Source organism: Pseudomonas sp. Au-Pse12 (genome assembly GCF_021341665.1).
Taxonomy (GTDB): domain Bacteria; phylum Pseudomonadota; class Gammaproteobacteria; order Pseudomonadales; family Pseudomonadaceae; genus Aquipseudomonas.
Genome location: NZ_JAJTTH010000002.1, coordinates 122,160 through 139,805, shown reverse-complemented (window position 1 = coordinate 139,805; position 17,646 = coordinate 122,160). Strand labels below are relative to the sequence as shown.

The window sequence follows — 17,646 nt, the reverse complement described above, 5'->3', positions numbered from 1 at the left end:
GTCTGTCCGGGTCATCCCCGACCCTTTTTCACGAAACGCTGAAACCGTGAAATACGAGGCGTGCTCGGTGGCTTACCACAGGGCGACGGCGTAACTCACCAGCAGGCGCACTTCATCCGCGTCGCGAGCCGAATAGTTGGAGCGGTAGGTGGCGTTGCGCAGGCGCACGGCGACGTCCTTGAAGGTGCCGCTTTGCACCACGTACTTGATCTCGGTGTTGCGCTCCCATTCCTTGCCGGTGTCGCCGTTTTTCAGGGCGATGTTGTCGCCGCTGAGGTAACGGGTCATGAAGCTCAGGCCGGGCACTCCCAATTTGGCGAAATCGAAGTCGTAGCGGGCCTGCCAGGAGCGTTCCTCGGCCCCGGCAAAATCGTTGATCTGCACGAAGTTCACCAGGTACGGGTCGCTGCCGTCGACGTAGGGGAAGGCGCTGTCGCCGGACATGTGCTGATAACCGGCGCTGAGCTTGTGGCCGTTGAGGGCATAGCTCACCAGGCCGTTGAGGGAGCGGTTGTCGATCTTGCCGCCCCGGGCCTGGCCCTGGTCGTCACTGATGGCCAGGCGCAGGTCGCTGGCGAAGGTGCCAGGCCCCATGGGGCGCGATGCGACTAGGCCGAAGAAATGCTGGTTGTAGACATCGTCCAGTTGGGCGAAGTGGTAGCTGCCGGTGATCTTGTCGGTGAACTTGTAGTCCAGGCCGCCGAAGCTGAAGTGCTTGCTGGCCACGTTGCCGGCGAAACGGCTGTTCTTGTTGTTGAGGCGGATGTCCTCGTAGTTGCTGTCGTCGCGGTCCTTGGCCTTGTCCAGGCGCCCGCCGGTGAAGGTCAGGTTCTTGATCTCCTTAGAGGTCAGTAAACCGCCCTCGAAGGTTTGCGGCAGGATGCGCCCGTCGTTGGGCTTGAGGATCGGCAGTTCCGGAATCAGGCTGCCGATCTTCAGTTCGGTGGCGGAGATCTTCACTTTGCCGGTCAGGCCGAGCTTGGAGTACTGGTTGGCGGCGCGCCCGTCGTCGTGGGTCGGCAACAGGCCGGTGCCGGTGCGGTCGGGGCTGGAGTCGAGCTTGACCCCGAGCATGCCCAGGGCGTCCAGGCCAAAGCCCACGGTGCCTTCGGTGTAGCCCGACTGCAGGTTGAGCATGAAGCCCTGGGCCCATTCGTCGCGCTTGGATTGCTGGGCGCTGGTGCCGTCGCGAAAGTCGCGGTTGAAGTACATGTTGCGGGTTTCGAAGGTGGCGCTGCTGTCTTCGAAAAAGGCGGCCTGGCTGAAGGGCGCGACACCGGCAAGGGCGGCGGCGCTGGCAAGAGCAGTCGGGGTCAGACGGGAAAAACGCGCGGGCTGGACAGCCTGAGGGTGCGTGGATGGCATCCTTGAGTACTCCGTTATTGTTCTTATTTTGACGAAAACGCTTCGAGGCGTTTTGCGGCTCTGCGGCCTTTACGGCCAGGGCAGTCGAGACTGTCCGTAGCGGGACTCTAAAGGGTCAACCTTTCGCTAACCTTTCAGCGCACTTTCACGGTTTTCGGGCTTCACAGCGACGGTTGCGGCGGTACACTCCGCGCCAAAGAGCGGCGTCGATCCCCCCTGAAACGAGGTAAACAGCCATGCGAGTCCTGCTCGTCGAAGACCATCTGCAACTGGCCGAAAGCATCGCCCAGGCGCTCAAGAGCACCGGCCTGACCGTGGACGTGCTGCACGATGGGGTGGCCGCCGACCTGGCCCTGGGCAGCGAGGAATATGCGGTGGCGATCCTCGATGTCGGCTTGCCGCGGATGGACGGTTTCGAGGTGCTGGCGCGCCTGCGGGCCCGGGGCAGGAACCTCCCGGTGCTGATGCTCACCGCTCGCAGCGACGTCAAGGACCGGGTCCACGGCCTCAACCTGGGTGCCGACGATTACCTGGCCAAGCCGTTCGAGCTGACCGAGCTGGAGGCGCGGGTCAAGGCCCTGCTGCGCCGCAGCGTGCTGGGGGGCGAGCGCCAGCAGCGTTGCGGGGGGCTGGCGTATGACCTGGACACCCGGCGCTTCACCCTGGGCGAGGAACTGCTGACCCTGACTTCCCGCGAGCAGGCCGTGCTCGAAGCCCTGATCGCCCGGCCTGGCCGGGTCATGAGCAAGGAGCAGCTGGCATCCCAGGTCTTCGGCCTGGACGAGGAGGCCAGCCCCGATGCCATCGAGATCTATGTGCATCGCCTGCGCAAGAAACTCGATGGTCACACGGTCGCCATCGTCACGTTCCGTGGCCTCGGCTACCTGCTGGAAAGCCGCGATGCATAAGCCCAGCAGCCTGCGCTGGCGGTTGTTGTGGAACCTCGCGCTGTTGCTGGTGGTGCTGATGCTGGCCAGCGGCCTGAGCGCCTACTGGAACGGTCGCGAAGCCGCCGACACCGCCTACGACCGGACCCTGCTGGCCTCGGCGCGGACCATCGCCGCCGGGTTGTCCCAGCGCGACGGCAGCCTGAGCGCCAATGTGCCCTATGTGGCCCTGGACACCTTCGCCTACGACAGTGCCGGGCGTATCTACTACCAGGTCAACGACATCCATCAGAACCTGATTTCCGGATATGAAAACCTCCCCGGGCCGCCTCCCGGCACCCCGCGCACCGATGACTACCCGGCCCTGGCGCGGTTTTACGATGCCCGCTATCAGGGGCAGAACGTACGGGTGGTGAGCCTGCTCAAGGCGGTCAGCGAGCCGAACATGAACGGCATGGCGGAAATTCGCGTGGCCGAGACGGACGAGGCGCGGGTGGCCATGGCCCGCAGCCTGATGGCCGATACCCTGCTGCGCCTGGGCATGTTGGCCATCGGCGCGCTGGTGTTGGTGTGGTTCGCGGTGAGTGCGGCCTTGCGTCCCCTGGAGCGCTTGCGCGGTGCGGTGGAGGAGCGTCAGCCGGACGATCTGCGGCCGCTGCCGCTGGTTTCCGTGCAGCGCGAGCTGTGGCCGCTGGTGCGCGCCTTGAACCATTTCACCGAGCGCCTGCGCGGGCAGTTCGAGCGCCAGGCGCAGTTCATCGCTGAGGCCGCCCATGAGTTGCGCACACCCTTGGCGGCGCTCAAGGCCCGCCTGGAACTGGGCTTGCGTTCCAGTGCGCCGGATACCTGGCGCTCAACCCTGGAAAGCGCCGCCCAGGGCACCGACCGCCTGACTCACCTGGCCAATCAATTGCTGTCCCTGGCCCGGGTGGAAAACGGGGCCCGGGCCATTGCCGAGGGCGGGGCGCAGTTGCTTGACCTCAGCCAGCTGGCCCGGGAACTGGGCATGGCCATGGCGCCATTGGCCCATGCCCGAGGCGTAGCCCTGGCGCTGGAGGCCGACGAACAGGTGTGGCTCAAGGGCGAGCCGACCCTGCTCAATGAGTTGCTCAGCAACCTGGTGGACAACGCCCTGGCTCACACCCCGTCAGGTGGCAACGTGGTGTTGCGGGTATCGCCACCCGGGGTCCTGGAGGTGGAGGACGACGGGCCGGGGATTCCCCTGGAAGAGCGCGATCGGGTGTTCGAGCGTTTCTACCGGCGCAACCAGCAGGTTGCCGGGTCCGGCCTGGGGTTGGCGATCGTTGGCGAGATCTGCCGGGCGCATCTGGCGCAGATCAGCCTGCATGACGGCGAGCCGTCGGGGTTGAAGGTCCGGGTCAGCTTTGTTGCTGGCCAGGGGCCTCAATAGAGCATTGAGCGGGATTCTTCCAGGTCCAGGCACATGGCCTTGTTGTCCGGGTCTATGCCCAGCTTCTTGAAGGCCGGGACGCTGCAGGCATCGATCCGTGACAGCGGGTGGTCAGTGTCCTTGTGGCAATACAGGGTCGCCACCTGGACCAGGTCGACGTAGTCGATCTGGCTGGTTTGGCGGGTGAAATCCAGGTATTGCCCGGGAATCTCCACCAGTTGCTCGGGAAATTCCCAGACCCGCAGCAGCTTGTCCCCCAGCAGCGGGTGAATGCGTTCGATCACATGGTTGAGGCTGACCGGGTCGGAGAGCAGTTCGTAGTGGTCTTCGGCATAAGTGAGAATCGGCAGTACGCCGATCTGGTGCACCAGGCCGCCCAAGGCTGCCTGGTCCGGCTTGAGCTGGGTGTAGCTGCGGCACAGCGCATAGCTGACCCCGGCCACTTCCAGGCTGCGGCGCCAGACGTCGTGCATTTTCTGCGCGACCACCTCGGAGCGGGCGTTGAAGATCTGCTCCATCACCAGGCCGATGGCCAGGTTGCTGCTGTAGTTGACCCCCAGGCGGGTGATTGCCGTATGCAGGTCGGTGACTTCCTGGGCGGCCCGCAGCAGTGGGCTGTTGACCACCTTGATCAGCCGCGCGGACAGCGCGGCGTCACGACCGATCACTTTGCTCAGGGTGCTGACGCTGATTTCCGGGTCTTCGGCGGCCTGGCGAATCTGCATGGCTACCTCCGGTAGGGTTGGTAGAACCAGGTCATCGTTGTCGATGGCCTCCACCAAATCCTTTTGGACCTTTTGCGCCAGCTCAGTCATGTAAGTTCTCTAGGGTGTTGCAATAAAAGGCAGGCAATCAGCGCTGGATTTCGCGATCACGGTCCAGCAGGTAGGGCAGGTCCAGCAACTGCAGGGCCGGCCCTTCGAGTGTTTCCAGGTGCAGTTCGCCAGCTTCCGCGGCTTCGGCTTGGAGCACCGCCAGCAGTTCAACGCCCTGCTGTGCGCGAGCGGCCAGGACCACTTCGCCGATGGCGCTGTTGTGGCTGGGGGCGAACAGCGAGGTGCCCGGGGCGGGGAGGGTGTCGCCAGGCAGGGCGAGGCGGTAGAGGCGGCGCTTGAGCTTGCCCAGGTACTGCATGCGGGCGACGATTTCCTGGCCGGTGTAGCAGCCTTTCTTGAAGCTGACGCCGCCAACGGCCTGCAGGTTGAGCATCTGCGGAATGAACAGTTCGCGGGTCTCGGGCATGACCTGGCCGAGGCCGGCGCGCACTTGCCCCAGCAGCCACTGGTTCAGCTCGCCCTCGGGCAGGTGCGTGGCCAGTTGCTGGCGCAGGTCGGCGGCGCGTTCGGCCGGTACCCAGAGTTCGGCGCGCTGGCTGGAAACGCGCACGGCGATCAGGCCATCGGCGCGGGCCACGGCGCCGTCCGTCTCGGGCAGCTCAAGGCCCAGGCTGTTCAGGCTGGCCTGGCCATCGGCCAGGCCGAAACGCGCCCAGCGGGGGCTTTCATCGGCCAGCTTGGCCTTGGAGAACACCGCGTATTTCTTCAGGTCCGCCAGTTGTGGCTCGATCAGCTCGCTGGCCATGGCCAGCAGGCAGCCGTCGCCTTCCAGAAGGATGCGGAAGCTCGATTGCATGCGGCCTTTCTGGTTGCAGCGCGCACCGAGGCTGGACTGGCTGTCACTGAGGTAGTTGAGGTTGCAGGTCAGCTGACCCTGAAGGAATTTGCTGGCGTCAGGCCCGCGCACAGCGAGCACGCCTTCGTGGGACAGGGGGCAGAAAAAAGCGGAGTCAGCCATGGTTCATCGCAGGGTAAAAAGTCTGGAGCACATCATAAGGGGGCGCCCTTGAAATGGATAGTTCACAGAGGATGGGTGGACACCGACCAAAGCCGACTGTTCTCGCTTCCCTCGGGCTGTATACTTGCGCTCTATTTGAGGAGCGCTCCATGGTTGAAGATGTTGAACTGAATCGCCTCTATTGGCACAGCCGCCGCGGCATGCTTGAGCTGGACGTATTGCTGGTGCCGTTCGTCAGGGAGGTGTACCCGCATCTCAATGAGACCGATCGCGAGTGCTATCGCAAGCTGCTGGAGTGCGAGGATCAGGACATGTTCGGCTGGTTCATGGAACGCAGCGAGTCTGAGGACCCCGAGCTGCAGCGCATGGTCCGCATGATCCTGGATCGTGTCCAACCCAAGTAGGCTGTTCGAGTGCCGCTGGCGTGCTTCACGGCACCTGCTGGCGGCCTACCTGCTGGCTCAGGCGTTCGCCCTGGGCGCGTTGTTCCTGCTGGATATTCCATCTTTCGTCAAGCTGGCGGGCGGCGTGCTGTGCCTGCTGCACGCGGGTTGGGTGCTGCCACGGCAGATTCTATTGAGCCATCCCCGGGCGTTCACGGGCTTGCGGCATTCGCCGGCAGGCTGGCAACTGTGGAGTCGCGACAAGGGGTGGCAGGCCGCGCAGTTGCGCCCCGACAGCCTGGCGCTGCCATTGATCGTGTTGTTGCGTTTTCGTCTGCCGGGAGAGCGCTGGGTGCGCTCGGTCTGCGTGCCGCGCGATGCGCAGGCCGCCGACGAGCATCGGCGCCTGCGGCTGCGGCTCAAGTTCAGCCGGCGTAGGTGGGCGGCACCAGAATAGTATCCCGGGCCTCGGGCAGCATCTGCGGGTAATCCAGGGTGTAGTGCAGGCCGCGGCTTTCCTTGCGCTCCATGGCCGAGAGGATCATCAACTCGGCCACCTGGGCCAGGTTGCGCAACTCGATCAGGTCGCGGCTGACCTTGTAGTTGCTGTAGAACTCGTCGATCTCGTCCAGCAGCAGGCGCACCCGATGCTGGGCTCGTTGCAAGCGCTTGTTGGTGCGCACGATGCCCACGTAGTCCCACATGAAGCGCCGCAGTTCGTCCCAGTTGTGCGCAATGATCACGTCTTCATCGGAGTCGGTAACCTGGCTGGCATCCCAGGCGGGCAGGGCGACGGGGATCGAGACTTGAGGCAGTTGCCGGAGAATGTCGGCCGCCGCCGAGCGCGCATAGACGAAGCACTCCAGCAGCGAGTTGCTGGCCATGCGGTTGGCACCGTGCAGGCCGGTGAAGCTGGTTTCGCCAATGGCGTACAGGCCCGGCACGTCGGTGCGGCCCTGTTGATCGACCATCACCCCGCCGCAGGTGTAGTGCGCGGCCGGCACCACGGGGATCGGCTGCCGGGTGATGTCGATGGAAAACTCCAGGCAGCGTTCATACACCGTCGGGAAATGACTCTTGATGAAGGCTTCCGGCTTGTGGCTGATGTCCAGGTAGACGCAGTCGATGCCCAGGCGCTTCATTTCATGGTCGATGGCCCGGGCAACGATGTCCCGTGGCGCCAGTTCGGCTCGTGGGTCGAAGCGTGGCATGAAGCGTTCGCCATTCGGCAGCTTGAGGTGCGCGCCTTCGCCGCGCAGGGCCTCGGTGATCAGGAAACTCTTGGCCAGGGGGTGATACAGGCACGTGGGGTGGAACTGGTTGAATTCCAGGTTGGCCACCCGGCAGCCCGAGCGCCAGGCCATGGCGATGCCATCGCCGCAGGCACTGTCGGGATTGCTGGTATAGAGATAGACCTTGGCTGCGCCGCCTGAGGCAAGTATCACGAAGCGTGCGGCAAAGGTATCGACCTCGCCGGTGCCCCGGTTGAGCACGTAGGCGCCCAGGCAACGCTCGCCTTCCAGGCCCAGGCGTTTTTCGGTGATCAGGTCGACGGCGACTCGTTGTTCCAGCAGTTCGATATTGGGGTGTTGCCGGGCCTGGGCCAGCAGGGTCTTGAAGATGGCGGCGCCGGTGGCATCCGCGGCGTGAATGATCCGCCGATGGCTATGGCCACCTTCACGGGTCAAATGAAACTCGAAACTGCTGTCGTCGCTGCTGGCGTCTTCGTCGCGGGTAAAGGGCACGCCCTGGTCGATCAGCCACTGGATGGCTTCGCGGCTGTGCTCTACGGTAAAGCGCACCGCATCCTCGTGGCACAGGCCACCGCCGGCGTTGAGGGTGTCATCGACGTGAGACTCGACGGTGTCGGTGTCGTCCAGTACGGCTGCAACACCGCCCTGGGCCCTGTAGGTCGAGCCGTTGGCGAGGTCGCCTTTGCTCAAGACGGCAATACGCAGGTGGCTGGGCAGGGTCAGGGCCAGGCTCAAGCCGGCGGCGCCGCTGCCAATCACCAGAACATCGTGTTGAAACTGTTGGCTCATTTGAAGGATTCCGCTCAAAGCGACCCGGGACGGGGTTGGCGCAAGACGCCTGAATCGGCAAGTCAAGGCAGCCACACAGCCCACTAGTATATAGAGGGGGGGATCGGCACAATAGTCGCGCTTTCATGGCATTGTGCAGCTTCATCGAGCAAAAGCGTTGCTCTCGGTCAGCCCGACATTCGAAGCATTCCTGCTTCAGGAACTGCTGATCGAAGACATAGGGCGGTTTTTCTCGCCACCGTTACACAATCTTCGTCCAGCGCAGCTATAAAGATTGGGAACTTTTGCCAAGGCCCCAAACTCAATAGAAGGTTGCCTGAAAGAAGGGACAGCGTCGGTTATATCCAGGGTTTACAGTGTGTCCCTTGTGACGGAAATCGACGACAGGATTATTCGCGCAGCCGGCTTTGCCCGTGCTGCGTTTTTCGTGCGTGCCGGATCAGAGCCCGCAGGAAACTTGCTTGGAGGGGGAGAACTTTTGCGAAAAGCCCGAGTCTATGTTTGCAAGCCTGATCGATTAGTGATGCAAGCCTCCTCCGAGCTTATCGAGGAGTGTTCATGCTAACCCAGGAAGAGGATCAGCAGCTGGTCGAACGCGTTCAGCGTGGCGACAAGCGAGCGTTCGATCTGCTCGTGCTGAAATACCAGCACAAAATTCTCGGGTTGATCGTGCGTTTCGTGCACGACACCCATGAAGCCCAGGATGTTGCACAAGAAGCCTTTATCAAGGCTTACCGTGCGCTAGGTAATTTTCGAGGTGACAGCGCGTTTTACACGTGGCTGTACCGTATCGCCATCAACACGGCGAAAAACTATCTGGTTTCACGCGGCCGTCGGCCGCCGGATAGCGATGTCAGTTCTGAGGATGCGGAGTTCTATGACGGCGATCATGGCCTGAAAGATCTCGAATCGCCGGAACGTGCGTTGCTGCGGGATGAGATCGAAGGCACCGTCCATCGAACCATCCAGCAACTGCCTGAAGATTTGCGTACGGCTTTAACTTTACGTGAATTCGATGGTCTGAGTTACGAGGACATTGCCAGCGTCATGCAGTGTCCGGTGGGTACCGTGCGCTCCCGGATTTTCCGCGCTCGGGAAGCCATCGATAAAGCCCTGCAGCCGTTGTTGCAGGAAACCTGAGACAGCGGCGACAGCCAAGAGAGGAACCGCCATGAGTCGTGAAGCCCTGCAGGAATCGCTGTCCGCGGTGATGGATAACGAAGCGGACGAACTGGAATTGCGTCGGGTATTGAATGCCGTCGACGAAGTGGAAACCCGTGAGACCTGGGCCCGTTATCAAATCGCCCGGGCAGCCATGCACAAGGAGTTGCTGCTTCCGCGTCTGGACATCGCCGCTGCCGTTTCTGCAGCTCTGGCTGATGAGGCCGTGCCGGCCAAGGCCTCCCGTGGACCTTGGCGCAGCCTGGGCCGCCTGGCAGTAGCCGCTTCGGTGACCGTGGCCGTGCTGGCAGGTGTTCGCCTGTACAACCAGGACGAGATTGCTGGTGTCGAGCTGGCGCAGCAAGCGGGCCAGCCAACCCTGGCGACCCCACAAGTCAAAGGCCCTGCGGTATTGGCCGGCTACAATGAAAGTTCGGAAGCTACTGGCCCTATGGCCAATGGCGTACTGCAAGGGCAGCCAGGCTGGCACGACCAGCGCCTGCCAAGCTACCTGCGCCAGCATGCACAGCAGGCTGCACTCAAAGGCACTGAAAGCGCTCTGCCTTATGCCCGTGCAGCAAGCCTGGAAAACCGCTAAGGAGGATCATGCGCGCCATACCTCTACTCACGCTTCTGCTCAGTGGCTGGTTTGTGGTTCCAGCCCACGCCGACGAAGCCCAGGACTGGTTGCAGCGTCTTGGGCAAGCCGAACAGCAGCAAAGCTTTCAGGGCACTTTCGTATACGAGCGTAACGGTAGTTTTTCTACCCATAACATCTGGCATCGCGTCCAGGATGGAAAGGTCCGTGAGCGGTTGATCCAGCTCGATGGGTCTGCTCAGGAAGTGGTGCGTATCGATGGCCGTACTCAATGCGTGAGCGGCGTGCTGGTAGCAGGGCTGGGGGATTCCCCGGACGCTGCAGCCCGCGCCCTTGATCCGCAAAAACTCAAGAATTGGTACGACCTTGCCGTCATCGGCAAGTCGCGCGTGGCCGGGCGCCAGGCCGTGATTGTCTCGGTTACGCCCAAGGACCAGCATCGTTATGGTTTCGAGCTGCATCTGGACCGTGAAACCGGCCTGCCGCTCAAATCGTTGTTGCTCAATGACAAGGGGCAGTTGCTGGAGCGCTTCCAGTTCACTCGCCTGGACACCGCAGACGTGCCCGAAGACGCCGAATTGCGCCCCAGCGCCGACTGCAAGCCGGTGGCCCTGGACAGCGACAAGGCCTCTGCGGTCAAGACTGCACAAACCTGGCATTCCGACTGGCTGCCTCCTGGTTTCGAATTGACTAGCAGCAGCGCCCGCAAGGATCCGGAAACCAAATCCATGGTCAACAGCCTGCTGTATGACGATGGGCTGGCGCGTTTTTCGGTGTTTCTCGAGCCGCTCAACGGGGCGACGGTCACTGATACCCGCACGCAGCTTGGTCCGACCGTTGCGGTATCGCGCCGCCTGACCACCCCCGATGGCGAGATGATGGTCACGGTGGTGGGAGAGATCCCCATTGGTACTGCTGAGCGTATTGCGTTATCGATGCGTTCTGATGCCAACGCCAAGCAATGAACCTTTAATTGGTTGTGTAAGAGGTCAGTGATGCCCGCTCCACAATTGAGAAGATGAAATGTTTGGTGAGCAATTTCATTTGCAAAATCCCCAAAGTTTTTCTATAGGTCAGAGCCCCTCGGTTCTGACCTTATTTGTCGTTCCTGGAACAAAAATGCCGCCCCTGCAGTTCTGGCGTTTGCAGTTCCATATCGCTTAACCACGCTCGTCGTAACGGGAGCCGTATGTCGATACCACGCTTGAAGTCTTACTTCACCATTCTCGCCACCGTGCTGGTGCTTGGGCAGACCGTCTCTGCCCAGGCGGCCGAGTTGCCTGATTTCACCCAACTGGTCGAGCAGGCCTCGCCTGCGGTGGTGAACATCAGTACCACCCAGAAGCTGCCTGACCGGCGAGTTTCCAACTCGGCGCAGATGCCCGATCTTGAAGGTCTGCCGCCAATGCTGCGCGAGTTCTTCGAGCGCGGCATGCCGCAGCAGCGTTCTCCGCGCGGCGATCGTCAGCGTGAAGCGCAATCCCTGGGTTCGGGGTTCATCATTTCCTCGGATGGCTACATCCTCACCAACAACCATGTGATCGCCGATGCCGACGAGATCCTTGTGCGCCTGGCCGACCGCAGCGAGTTGAAAGCCAAGCTGATCGGCACCGACCCACGCTCCGACGTGGCGCTGTTGAAGATCGATGGCAAAGACCTGCCGGTGCTGAAATTGGGCAAGTCCCAGGACCTCAAGGCCGGCCAGTGGGTCGTGGCCATCGGTTCGCCGTTCGGCTTTGACCATACCGTGACCCAGGGCATCGTCAGCGCCATCGGTCGCAGCTTGCCGAACGAAAACTATGTGCCGTTCATCCAGACCGACGTGCCGATCAACCCGGGCAACTCCGGTGGTCCGTTGTTCAACCTGGCTGGCGAAGTGGTGGGGATCAACTCGCAGATCTACACCCGCTCCGGTGGCTTCATGGGGGTGTCCTTCGCCATCCCGATCGATGTGGCGATGGACGTCTCCAATCAGCTGAAGACCGGTGGCAAGGTCAGCCGTGGCTGGCTGGGCGTGGTGATTCAGGAGGTCAATAAAGACCTGGCTGAATCCTTCGGCCTGGAAAAACCTGCCGGTGCACTGGTGGCGCAGGTTCAGGATGGCGGTCCGGCAGCCAAGGGCGGCTTGCAAGTAGGCGACGTGATTCTCAGCCTCAATGGCCAGCCCATCGTGATGTCGGCTGACCTGCCGCACCTGGTGGGCGCGCTGAAGGCCGGCGCCAAGGCCAATCTGGAAGTGATTCGCGACGGTAAGCGCAAGAATGTCGAACTGACTGTCGGCGCGATCCCCGAGGAAGACAAAGACCTGAGCATGCTGCCCAAGTCCGGTGTCGAGCGCAGCAGCAATCGCCTCGGTGTGGCTGTGGTCGAGCTCAATGATGAGCAGAAGAAAGCCTTCGACCTCAAGGGTGGTGTAGTCATCAAGGAAGTCCAGGACGGTCCTGCGGCGCTGATCGGCCTGCAACCGGGCGACGTGATCACTCACCTGAACAACCAGGCGATCACCACGGCGAAGGAGTTCACCGAAATCGCCAAGGCGCTGCCGAAGAACCGTTCGGTGTCCATGCGGGTGCTGCGTCAGGGGCGAGCCAGCTTCATTACCTTCAAGCTGGCCGAGTAATCTGCCAAGCGTAAGCCTCGCCCAATAAAAAGCCCGCCTCGTAAGAGGCGGGCTTTTTTGTGGCCTTCGGCAAGGTCAGCGCATCATGTCCTTGACCATTTGTTCCTGGTCCATCATCTCGCGTTGACGTGCATCGATCCTCGACGACAGGGGGAAGTTGCTGCCGGCCCGGCGCTTGGCGAAGTCCAACTGCTGGATGGCCTGGCGATAGTCGCCAACCAGGGCGAAGTATTCGGCCCGGGCCTGATGCAGGCCGATGATGTTGCCCGACAAGCCGCGGGTTTCCGCCACCAGATACCAGACATCCGGATCGTCCGGGCGACTTTTCAGCAGGCCTTCCAGGGCTTTTTCGGCATCGGCCGGGCGGTTTTGCTTGAGCAGCAGATCCACCCGGACCTGGTTCAGCGGATAATTCCCCGGATACAGGTTGAGCATCCGTTCGGTCCGGGTCTGAGCGTCCGGAAGGCGACTGTTGGCCATGTCCAGTTCGATCTGGGCCAGGTTGTAGGTGATGTCATTGGGCGACTTGGCCAGCAGCGGCTTGAGGTTTTCCCGTGCCTCGTTCCACTGGCTGCCCTTGATCTGGGCGATGGCCAGGCCGTAACGGGCGATGTCGTTCTTCGGGTTCTCATCGAGCTGGGCGCGAAAGCGCTTGGCAGCCAGGCCGGGAGACTCTTCGTAATTGAGCTGCACCCGCGCGCGGATCAGTTGATAGCGCAGGCTGTCTTCGGTGCCGCCCTGCCTGGCCTGCTCCGCGCGGTTGCGGGTGTCTGCGATCCGCGATTCGGTGACCGGGTGAGTGAGGAGGAATTCCGGTGGCTTGGCGTCGAAGCGGTACTGGCGCATCAAACGCTCGAACATGGTAGGCATCGAGCGCGGGTCATAACCGGCCTTTTCCAGGTTGAGGATGCCAATACGGTCGGCTTCCTGTTCATTCTGCCGGGAAAAGCGCCGTTGTTCCTGGATGGCTGCGGCCTGGGTGCCGGCAATGGTGGCGATCCCCGCGTCTCCGGCGCCGGCGGCGGCGATCACGATGCCGGCCAGCAGGGCGGCCATCATCGGCACTTGCATGCGCTGCTGGGCTTCGACGCCGCGGGCGAAGTGGCGCTGGGAAAGGTGCGCCAGTTCGTGAGCCAGTACCGAGGCGTATTCACCCTCTGTCTGAGCGTTGAGAAACAGCCCACCGTTGACCCCGACAATCCCGCCGGGGGCGGCGAAGGCGTTGAGCTGCGGGCTGTTGATCAGGATGAATTCCAGGCGCCGGTCGTTGACCTGGCTGGTCTCCACCAGCTTGTAGACGCTGGTTTCGACGTAGTCCTTGAGCTGCGGGTCGTTGAGTTGCGAGACCTGGCTGCGCAGCAACGCCAGCCAGGCGCGGCCCAGTTGGTGTTCCTGTTGCGGGGAGACAATGGCTGAACTGGCATCACCGAGTGACGGCAGGTCGTCGGCGAAGCCCGGTGAGGCGAGCAGGCAAGCGAGCGTCAGCAGGGTAGGGCGCAATAAATTCATGCACAAAGCCTTAATCGACAAAGGCTCTACTGTAGCTGGACACCTGGCCGGGGACCAGACAAAGCCGCTGAAAACTCTGAGGATAAAAAGTGCTTTCGGGTAAATTCCAGCGTCTACCTAATCGAGCCCCTGGCGGAGCGCAGCAGTGTTCTGGCATCGGGTTTCTTTGTTGTCGCCGGGTTTGCCTTGCGGGGTATTCTAGGCGTCTTGAATTGATCAGCGGAGTTAAGCCAATGACCGATGTTGTCGCCCACGATGCCGAGCTGGACGCCAGTGGGCTGAATTGTCCGCTGCCGTTGCTCAAGGCCAAGATGGAACTCAATCGCCTGGCCAGTGGCGCGGTGCTCAAGGTCATAGCCACCGATGCGGGCTCTCAGCGGGACTTTCGCACTTTCGCGCGGCTGGCCGGTCATACCCTGCTGCGCGAAGAGGACGAGGCCGGGGTGTATCGCTACTGGTTGAGAAAGGCCTGAACGCAGTTTGCCCTTCAGGGCCTTCATCTAAGGATCATTGATGTTCAAAGTGCTACGTGACTGGATTCAGCGCTACTTCTCGGATGAAGAAGCGGTGGTGCTCGCGGTTCTGCTGTTCCTGGCCTTTACCGCTGTCCTGACCCTGGGCGGTATGCTCGCGCCAGTGCTGGCGGGCATGGTCCTGGCCTACCTGATGCAGGGGCTGGTGGTGAGCCTGGAGCGTTTGCGCCTGCCTGGCGGGGCGGCCGTGGGCCTGGTGTTTGCCCTGTTCATGGGGCTGTTGCTGGTGTTCATCCTGGTGGTGGTGCCGTTGCTCTGGCATCAGTTTGTCACCCTGTTCAACGAGTTGCCGGGCATGCTCGCCAAGTGGCAGTCGCTGTTGCTGCTGTTGCCCGAGCGCTATCCGCACCTGGTGTCCGACGAGCAGGTGCTGCAGGCGATCGAGGTGGCCCGGGGCGAGATCGGCAAGTTCGGCCAGTGGGCGCTGACTTTTTCTCTGTCCAGCCTGCCCTTGCTGGTGAACATCATGATCTACCTGGTGTTGGTGCCGATCCTGGTGTTCTTCTTCCTCAAGGACCGGGCGATGATCAGCCGCTGGGTGATCAGCTATCTGCCGCGTGAGCGTACGTTGATTACCCGGGTCGCCCATGAGATGAACCGGCAGATCGCCAACTACATTCGCGGCAAGGTCATCGAGATCGTCATCTGCGGCGGCGTGACTTACATCGCCTTCGTCGCCCTGGGCCTGAACTACGCGGCCCTGCTGGCCCTGCTGGTGGGGATCTCGGTGGTGGTGCCTTATGTCGGCGCAGTCGTGGTAACCGTGCCGGTGGCGCTGATCGCGCTGTTCCAGTGGGGCTGGAGCGACCAGTTCATTTATCTGATGGCGGTCTACGGGATCATCCAGACCCTGGATGGCAACGTGCTGGTGCCGCTGCTGTTCTCCGGCGCGGTGAACCTGCACCCGGTGGCGATCATCTGTGCAGTGCTGCTGTTTGGCGGGTTGTGGGGCTTCTGGGGGATATTCTTTGCGATTCCCCTGGCCACTTTGTTCAAGGCGGTGCTGGATGCTTGGCCAAGGAAGGACCCGGTGGTGGCGCCTCTACTCTAGATACGCGGGGCGGCCGATTCAGCCGCCCCGGTCATTTCAGGCCTTGTTCAGGGCCTGGGCCGCGGCCAGTACGGCGTCGACGTGGCCTGGAACCTTCACCCCACGCCACTCCTGGCGCAGTACACCGTCCTTGTCGATCAGGAAGGTGCTGCGGTCCACGCCCAGGTATTCCTTGCCGTAGAGCTTCTTCAGCTTGATCACGTCGAACAGCTGGCAGACGGCTTCGTCCTTGTCGCTGATCAGTTCGAAGGGGAACTCCTGCTTGCACTTGAAGTTCTCGTGGGACTTCAGGCTGTCGCGGGAGATGCCGAAGATCTCGGTATTGGCGGCCTGGAAGGCAGCGTATTGATCACGAAAGCCCTGGCCTTCGGTGGTGCAGCCCGGAGTGCTGTCCTTGGGATAGAAGTAGATCACCACTTGCTTGCCCTTGAGGCCGGACAGGCTGACGGTCTGGCCGCTGGTGGCAGGGGCCTGGAAATCGGCAACAGGTTGATCGATAGCAACGGCCATGGGGCTTCCTTACATAGGGTTCTGTGGGCGCCAGGGTTCGATCAGCGCATCGAGGTTCATGGCATCGGCAAAATCCAGGAACTGGTCGCGCAACCAGCTGATCTGGGTGCCGGCGGGCAGGGTCACGGTGAAGGTGGCGTTGAGCATGGTGCCGCCGGTTTGCGGAGCCTGGTAGGTATCGCAGGTGAGGTTTTCCAGTTCGACCTGATGGTCGATGAAGAACTGGCACAGCTCATTGACGATGTCCGAACGGTACGCGGCGCTGACGTAAGCCACATAAGGCAGGGCTTGAGGGCGGCTTTCCAGGGCGGCGCTGCGCACCACGTTGACCGTGAAGGCATGCTTCTTGGCCAGGAATGGCAGGCTGCTTTCCAGGCGCGCCAGGGCGTCCCAGCTGCCGGAAATCTCCAGAACCAGCGCGCTGCACTCGCCATGCCGGGTCAGGCGCGAGGTCACCACGGCACAACGGTTTTCATGGCTGGCGCGGCACAGGACGTTGGTCAGCTCCATGGGGTTGGCGCCGAGGGCACTGATGACAAGGAATTGTTCGCGAACTGTGGGGGTGGACATGCAGCATTCCTAAAGCGATGAGCGGTCGGTACTTTTTGACAAGCCAGTAGCAGGCACGCGTTGCAAGCTGAACTTCAGGCCCTTGAACCACAAACCGGCGACGGGCCCCGAAACGCTCGGAACACAGGCTGGCAACGCGGGAATGGGGCTTTGCAGATCCAACAGGCAGGCGATAACCCGGTCTACACACTTATCAGTAGCGATCAAAGCCTGAAGGGTAGCGAAAACCATCGCTCAGGGGAATGCTCACGGCGCGGGACTTCGCTTGTGCAAGGAACTTGGCGCCAGTACCATTACCGCTCTCTTTTTCCGGCAGGAGCGGTTGCATGATTGCGGGCAGTATGGTGGCACTGGTCACACCCATGGATGCACAGGGAAATCTCGACTGGGACAGCCTGAGCAAACTGGTGGACTTCCACCTGCAAGAGGGCACCAACGCCATCGTGGCGGTCGGCACCACAGGTGAATCGGCCACTCTGGATGTCAACGAGCACATCGAAGTGATTCGTCGGGTGGTGGCCCAGGTTGCAGGGCGCATTCCGGTGATTGCCGGTACCGGCGCCAACTCGACGCGTGAAGCGATCGAGCTGACCACCAACGCGAAGATCGCCGGCGCCGATGCCTGCCTGCTGGTGACCCCGTACTACAACAAGCCGACCCAGGAAGGCCTGTACCAGCATTTCCGCGCCATTGCCGAGGCCGTGGACATCCCACAGATCCTCTACAACGTTCCAGGCCGCACCGCATGTGACATGCAGGCCGAGACCGTGATCCGCCTGTCCAGCGTGAAGAACATCATCGGGATCAAGGAAGCCACCGGCGACCTGCAGCGGGCCAAGGCCATCCTGGCCGGCGTGCCCAGCGATTTCCTGGTGTACTCCGGCGATGACGCCACCGCGGTCGAGCTGATCCTGCTGGGCGGCAAGGGCAATATCTCGGTGACCGCCAACGTGGCGCCTCGGGCCATGAGCCAGATGTGCGCTGCAGCCATGGCCGGCGACGCCGCCAAGGCTCGGGCGATCCACGAGACCCTGATGCCGCTGAACAAGACTCTGTTCATCGAATCCAACCCTATTCCCGTGAAATGGGCCCTGCACGAAATGGGCTTGATGCCGGACGGTATTCGTCTGCCGCTCACCTGGCTCAGTGCCGCCTGTCACGAACCGCTGCGGCAGGCCATGCGCCAGTCCGGCGTCTTGGTTTAATTGAGGA

At 62.0% G+C, this 17,646-nt stretch carries 18 protein-coding genes; 11 read left to right on the top strand and 7 right to left on the bottom strand.

Annotated features, from left to right (window positions below):
- Window positions 1-72: 72 nt before the first annotated feature.
- Window positions 73-1,365: an OprD family porin gene (locus tag LXM55_RS05180; RefSeq protein ID WP_233319275.1), complete on the bottom strand. Its 1,293-nt coding sequence runs from the start codon at window positions 1,363-1,365 to the stop codon at window positions 73-75.
- 236 nt (window positions 1,366-1,601) lie between these two features.
- Here LXM55_RS05180 and LXM55_RS05175 point away from each other — a divergent pair, with 236 nt between their 5' ends.
- Both LXM55_RS05175 and LXM55_RS05170 read left to right on the top strand, forming a co-directional pair.
- Entirely contained in the window at window positions 1,602-2,273 is a 672-nt protein-coding gene (locus LXM55_RS05175) for a response regulator (protein WP_233319273.1), read from the top strand.
- The gene (locus tag LXM55_RS05170) at window positions 2,266-3,663 is read left to right on the top strand and encodes a sensor histidine kinase (protein WP_233319271.1); all 1,398 of its coding nucleotides are present in this window, start codon (window positions 2,266-2,268) and stop codon (window positions 3,661-3,663) included. Before LXM55_RS05175 ends, LXM55_RS05170 begins: the two co-directional genes overlap by 8 nt.
- Here the strand turns inward: LXM55_RS05170 and LXM55_RS05165 are convergent.
- Both LXM55_RS05165 and ygfZ read right to left on the bottom strand, forming a co-directional pair.
- Window positions 3,657-4,478, bottom strand: coding sequence for an HDOD domain-containing protein (locus LXM55_RS05165; RefSeq protein WP_233319269.1), 822 nt, complete (start codon window positions 4,476-4,478; stop codon window positions 3,657-3,659). The genes LXM55_RS05170 and LXM55_RS05165 overlap by 7 nt on opposite strands.
- Window positions 4,479-4,515: 37 nt before the next feature.
- Window positions 4,516-5,457: a CAF17-like 4Fe-4S cluster assembly/insertion protein YgfZ gene (gene ygfZ / locus LXM55_RS05160; protein WP_233319267.1), complete on the bottom strand. Its 942-nt coding sequence runs from the start codon at window positions 5,455-5,457 to the stop codon at window positions 4,516-4,518.
- A gap of 149 nt (window positions 5,458-5,606) precedes the next feature.
- Here ygfZ and LXM55_RS05155 point away from each other — a divergent pair, with 149 nt between their 5' ends.
- Window positions 5,607-5,861 (top strand): FAD assembly factor SdhE, encoded by a 255-nt coding sequence (locus LXM55_RS05155; protein WP_011059785.1) that lies wholly within the window; start codon window positions 5,607-5,609, stop codon window positions 5,859-5,861.
- Window positions 5,845-6,297: a protein YgfX gene (locus tag LXM55_RS05150; RefSeq protein ID WP_233319265.1), complete on the top strand. Its 453-nt coding sequence runs from the start codon at window positions 5,845-5,847 to the stop codon at window positions 6,295-6,297. Before LXM55_RS05155 ends, LXM55_RS05150 begins: the two co-directional genes overlap by 17 nt.
- On the opposite strand, the gene nadB is transcribed toward LXM55_RS05150, so the two are convergent.
- Window positions 6,266-7,882, bottom strand: coding sequence for an L-aspartate oxidase (nadB, locus tag LXM55_RS05145; RefSeq protein ID WP_233319263.1), 1,617 nt, complete (start codon window positions 7,880-7,882; stop codon window positions 6,266-6,268). The two genes, LXM55_RS05150 and nadB, sit on opposite strands and share 32 nt — an antisense overlap.
- Window positions 7,883-8,440: 558 nt before the next feature.
- On the opposite strand from nadB, the gene rpoE reads away from it, so the two are divergent.
- The 4 genes from rpoE (at window position 8,441) to LXM55_RS05125 (ending at window position 12,261) form a co-directional block, all read left to right on the top strand.
- A complete protein-coding gene (gene rpoE / locus LXM55_RS05140) occupies window positions 8,441-9,022 on the top strand; it encodes an RNA polymerase sigma factor RpoE (RefSeq protein ID WP_007930230.1) in 582 nt (193 codons plus the stop codon).
- A gap of 31 nt (window positions 9,023-9,053) precedes the next feature.
- Window positions 9,054-9,641: a sigma-E factor negative regulatory protein gene (locus LXM55_RS05135; protein ID WP_047284332.1), complete on the top strand. Its 588-nt coding sequence runs from the start codon at window positions 9,054-9,056 to the stop codon at window positions 9,639-9,641.
- 8 nt (window positions 9,642-9,649) lie between these two features.
- Window positions 9,650-10,606, top strand: coding sequence for a MucB/RseB C-terminal domain-containing protein (locus LXM55_RS05130; protein ID WP_233319261.1), 957 nt, complete (start codon window positions 9,650-9,652; stop codon window positions 10,604-10,606).
- 224 nt (window positions 10,607-10,830) lie between these two features.
- On the top strand, window positions 10,831-12,261 hold the full coding sequence (locus tag LXM55_RS05125) for a DegQ family serine endoprotease (protein ID WP_233319259.1): 1,431 nt from the start codon (window positions 10,831-10,833) through the stop codon (window positions 12,259-12,261).
- A gap of 75 nt (window positions 12,262-12,336) precedes the next feature.
- Here the strand turns inward: LXM55_RS05125 and LXM55_RS05120 are convergent, their stop codons facing one another.
- Entirely contained in the window at window positions 12,337-13,770 is a 1,434-nt protein-coding gene (locus LXM55_RS05120) for a M48 family metalloprotease (RefSeq protein WP_233319256.1), read from the bottom strand.
- A gap of 233 nt (window positions 13,771-14,003) precedes the next feature.
- Here LXM55_RS05120 and LXM55_RS05115 point away from each other — a divergent pair, with 233 nt between their 5' ends.
- Complete coding sequence (locus LXM55_RS05115) at window positions 14,004-14,243, top strand: sulfurtransferase TusA family protein (protein ID WP_233319254.1); 240 nt, start codon at window positions 14,004-14,006, stop codon at window positions 14,241-14,243.
- Window positions 14,244-14,283: 40 nt separating this feature from the next.
- A complete protein-coding gene (locus tag LXM55_RS05110) occupies window positions 14,284-15,354 on the top strand; it encodes an AI-2E family transporter (RefSeq protein ID WP_233319252.1) in 1,071 nt (356 codons plus the stop codon).
- 36 nt (window positions 15,355-15,390) lie between these two features.
- Here the strand turns inward: LXM55_RS05110 and LXM55_RS05105 are convergent, their stop codons facing one another.
- Both LXM55_RS05105 and LXM55_RS05100 read right to left on the bottom strand, forming a co-directional pair.
- Entirely contained in the window at window positions 15,391-15,864 is a 474-nt protein-coding gene (locus LXM55_RS05105) for a peroxiredoxin (protein ID WP_060837998.1), read from the bottom strand.
- A gap of 9 nt (window positions 15,865-15,873) precedes the next feature.
- Entirely contained in the window at window positions 15,874-16,434 is a 561-nt protein-coding gene (locus LXM55_RS05100) for a glycine cleavage system protein R (RefSeq protein WP_011059795.1), read from the bottom strand.
- 326 nt (window positions 16,435-16,760) lie between these two features.
- Here LXM55_RS05100 and dapA point away from each other — a divergent pair, with 326 nt between their 5' ends.
- Entirely contained in the window at window positions 16,761-17,639 is an 879-nt protein-coding gene (gene dapA, locus LXM55_RS05095; protein WP_233319249.1) for a 4-hydroxy-tetrahydrodipicolinate synthase, read from the top strand.
- The last annotated feature ends 7 nt before the right edge of the window (window positions 17,640-17,646 follow it).

Coding starts and splice junctions, on each gene's coding strand:
- LXM55_RS05180 (WP_233319275.1), bottom strand. CDS start 1,365: ATGCCATCCACGCACCCTCAGGCTGTCCAGCCCGCGCGTTTTTCCCGT.
- LXM55_RS05175 (WP_233319273.1), top strand. CDS start 1,602: ATGCGAGTCCTGCTCGTCGAAGACCATCTGCAACTGGCCGAAAGCATC.
- LXM55_RS05170 (WP_233319271.1), top strand. CDS start 2,266: ATGCATAAGCCCAGCAGCCTGCGCTGGCGGTTGTTGTGGAACCTCGCG.
- LXM55_RS05165 (WP_233319269.1), bottom strand. CDS start 4,478: ATGACTGAGCTGGCGCAAAAGGTCCAAAAGGATTTGGTGGAGGCCATC.
- ygfZ (WP_233319267.1), bottom strand. CDS start 5,457: ATGGCTGACTCCGCTTTTTTCTGCCCCCTGTCCCACGAAGGCGTGCTC.
- LXM55_RS05155 (WP_011059785.1), top strand. CDS start 5,607: ATGGTTGAAGATGTTGAACTGAATCGCCTCTATTGGCACAGCCGCCGC.
- nadB (WP_233319263.1), bottom strand. CDS start 7,882: ATGAGCCAACAGTTTCAACACGATGTTCTGGTGATTGGCAGCGGCGCC.
- rpoE (WP_007930230.1), top strand. CDS start 8,441: ATGCTAACCCAGGAAGAGGATCAGCAGCTGGTCGAACGCGTTCAGCGT.
- LXM55_RS05135 (WP_047284332.1), top strand. CDS start 9,054: ATGAGTCGTGAAGCCCTGCAGGAATCGCTGTCCGCGGTGATGGATAAC.
- LXM55_RS05130 (WP_233319261.1), top strand. CDS start 9,650: ATGCGCGCCATACCTCTACTCACGCTTCTGCTCAGTGGCTGGTTTGTG.
- LXM55_RS05125 (WP_233319259.1), top strand. CDS start 10,831: ATGTCGATACCACGCTTGAAGTCTTACTTCACCATTCTCGCCACCGTG.
- LXM55_RS05120 (WP_233319256.1), bottom strand. CDS start 13,770: ATGAATTTATTGCGCCCTACCCTGCTGACGCTCGCTTGCCTGCTCGCC.
- LXM55_RS05115 (WP_233319254.1), top strand. CDS start 14,004: ATGACCGATGTTGTCGCCCACGATGCCGAGCTGGACGCCAGTGGGCTG.
- LXM55_RS05110 (WP_233319252.1), top strand. CDS start 14,284: ATGTTCAAAGTGCTACGTGACTGGATTCAGCGCTACTTCTCGGATGAA.
- LXM55_RS05105 (WP_060837998.1), bottom strand. CDS start 15,864: ATGGCCGTTGCTATCGATCAACCTGTTGCCGATTTCCAGGCCCCTGCC.
- LXM55_RS05100 (WP_011059795.1), bottom strand. CDS start 16,434: ATGTCCACCCCCACAGTTCGCGAACAATTCCTTGTCATCAGTGCCCTC.
- dapA (WP_233319249.1), top strand. CDS start 16,761: ATGATTGCGGGCAGTATGGTGGCACTGGTCACACCCATGGATGCACAG.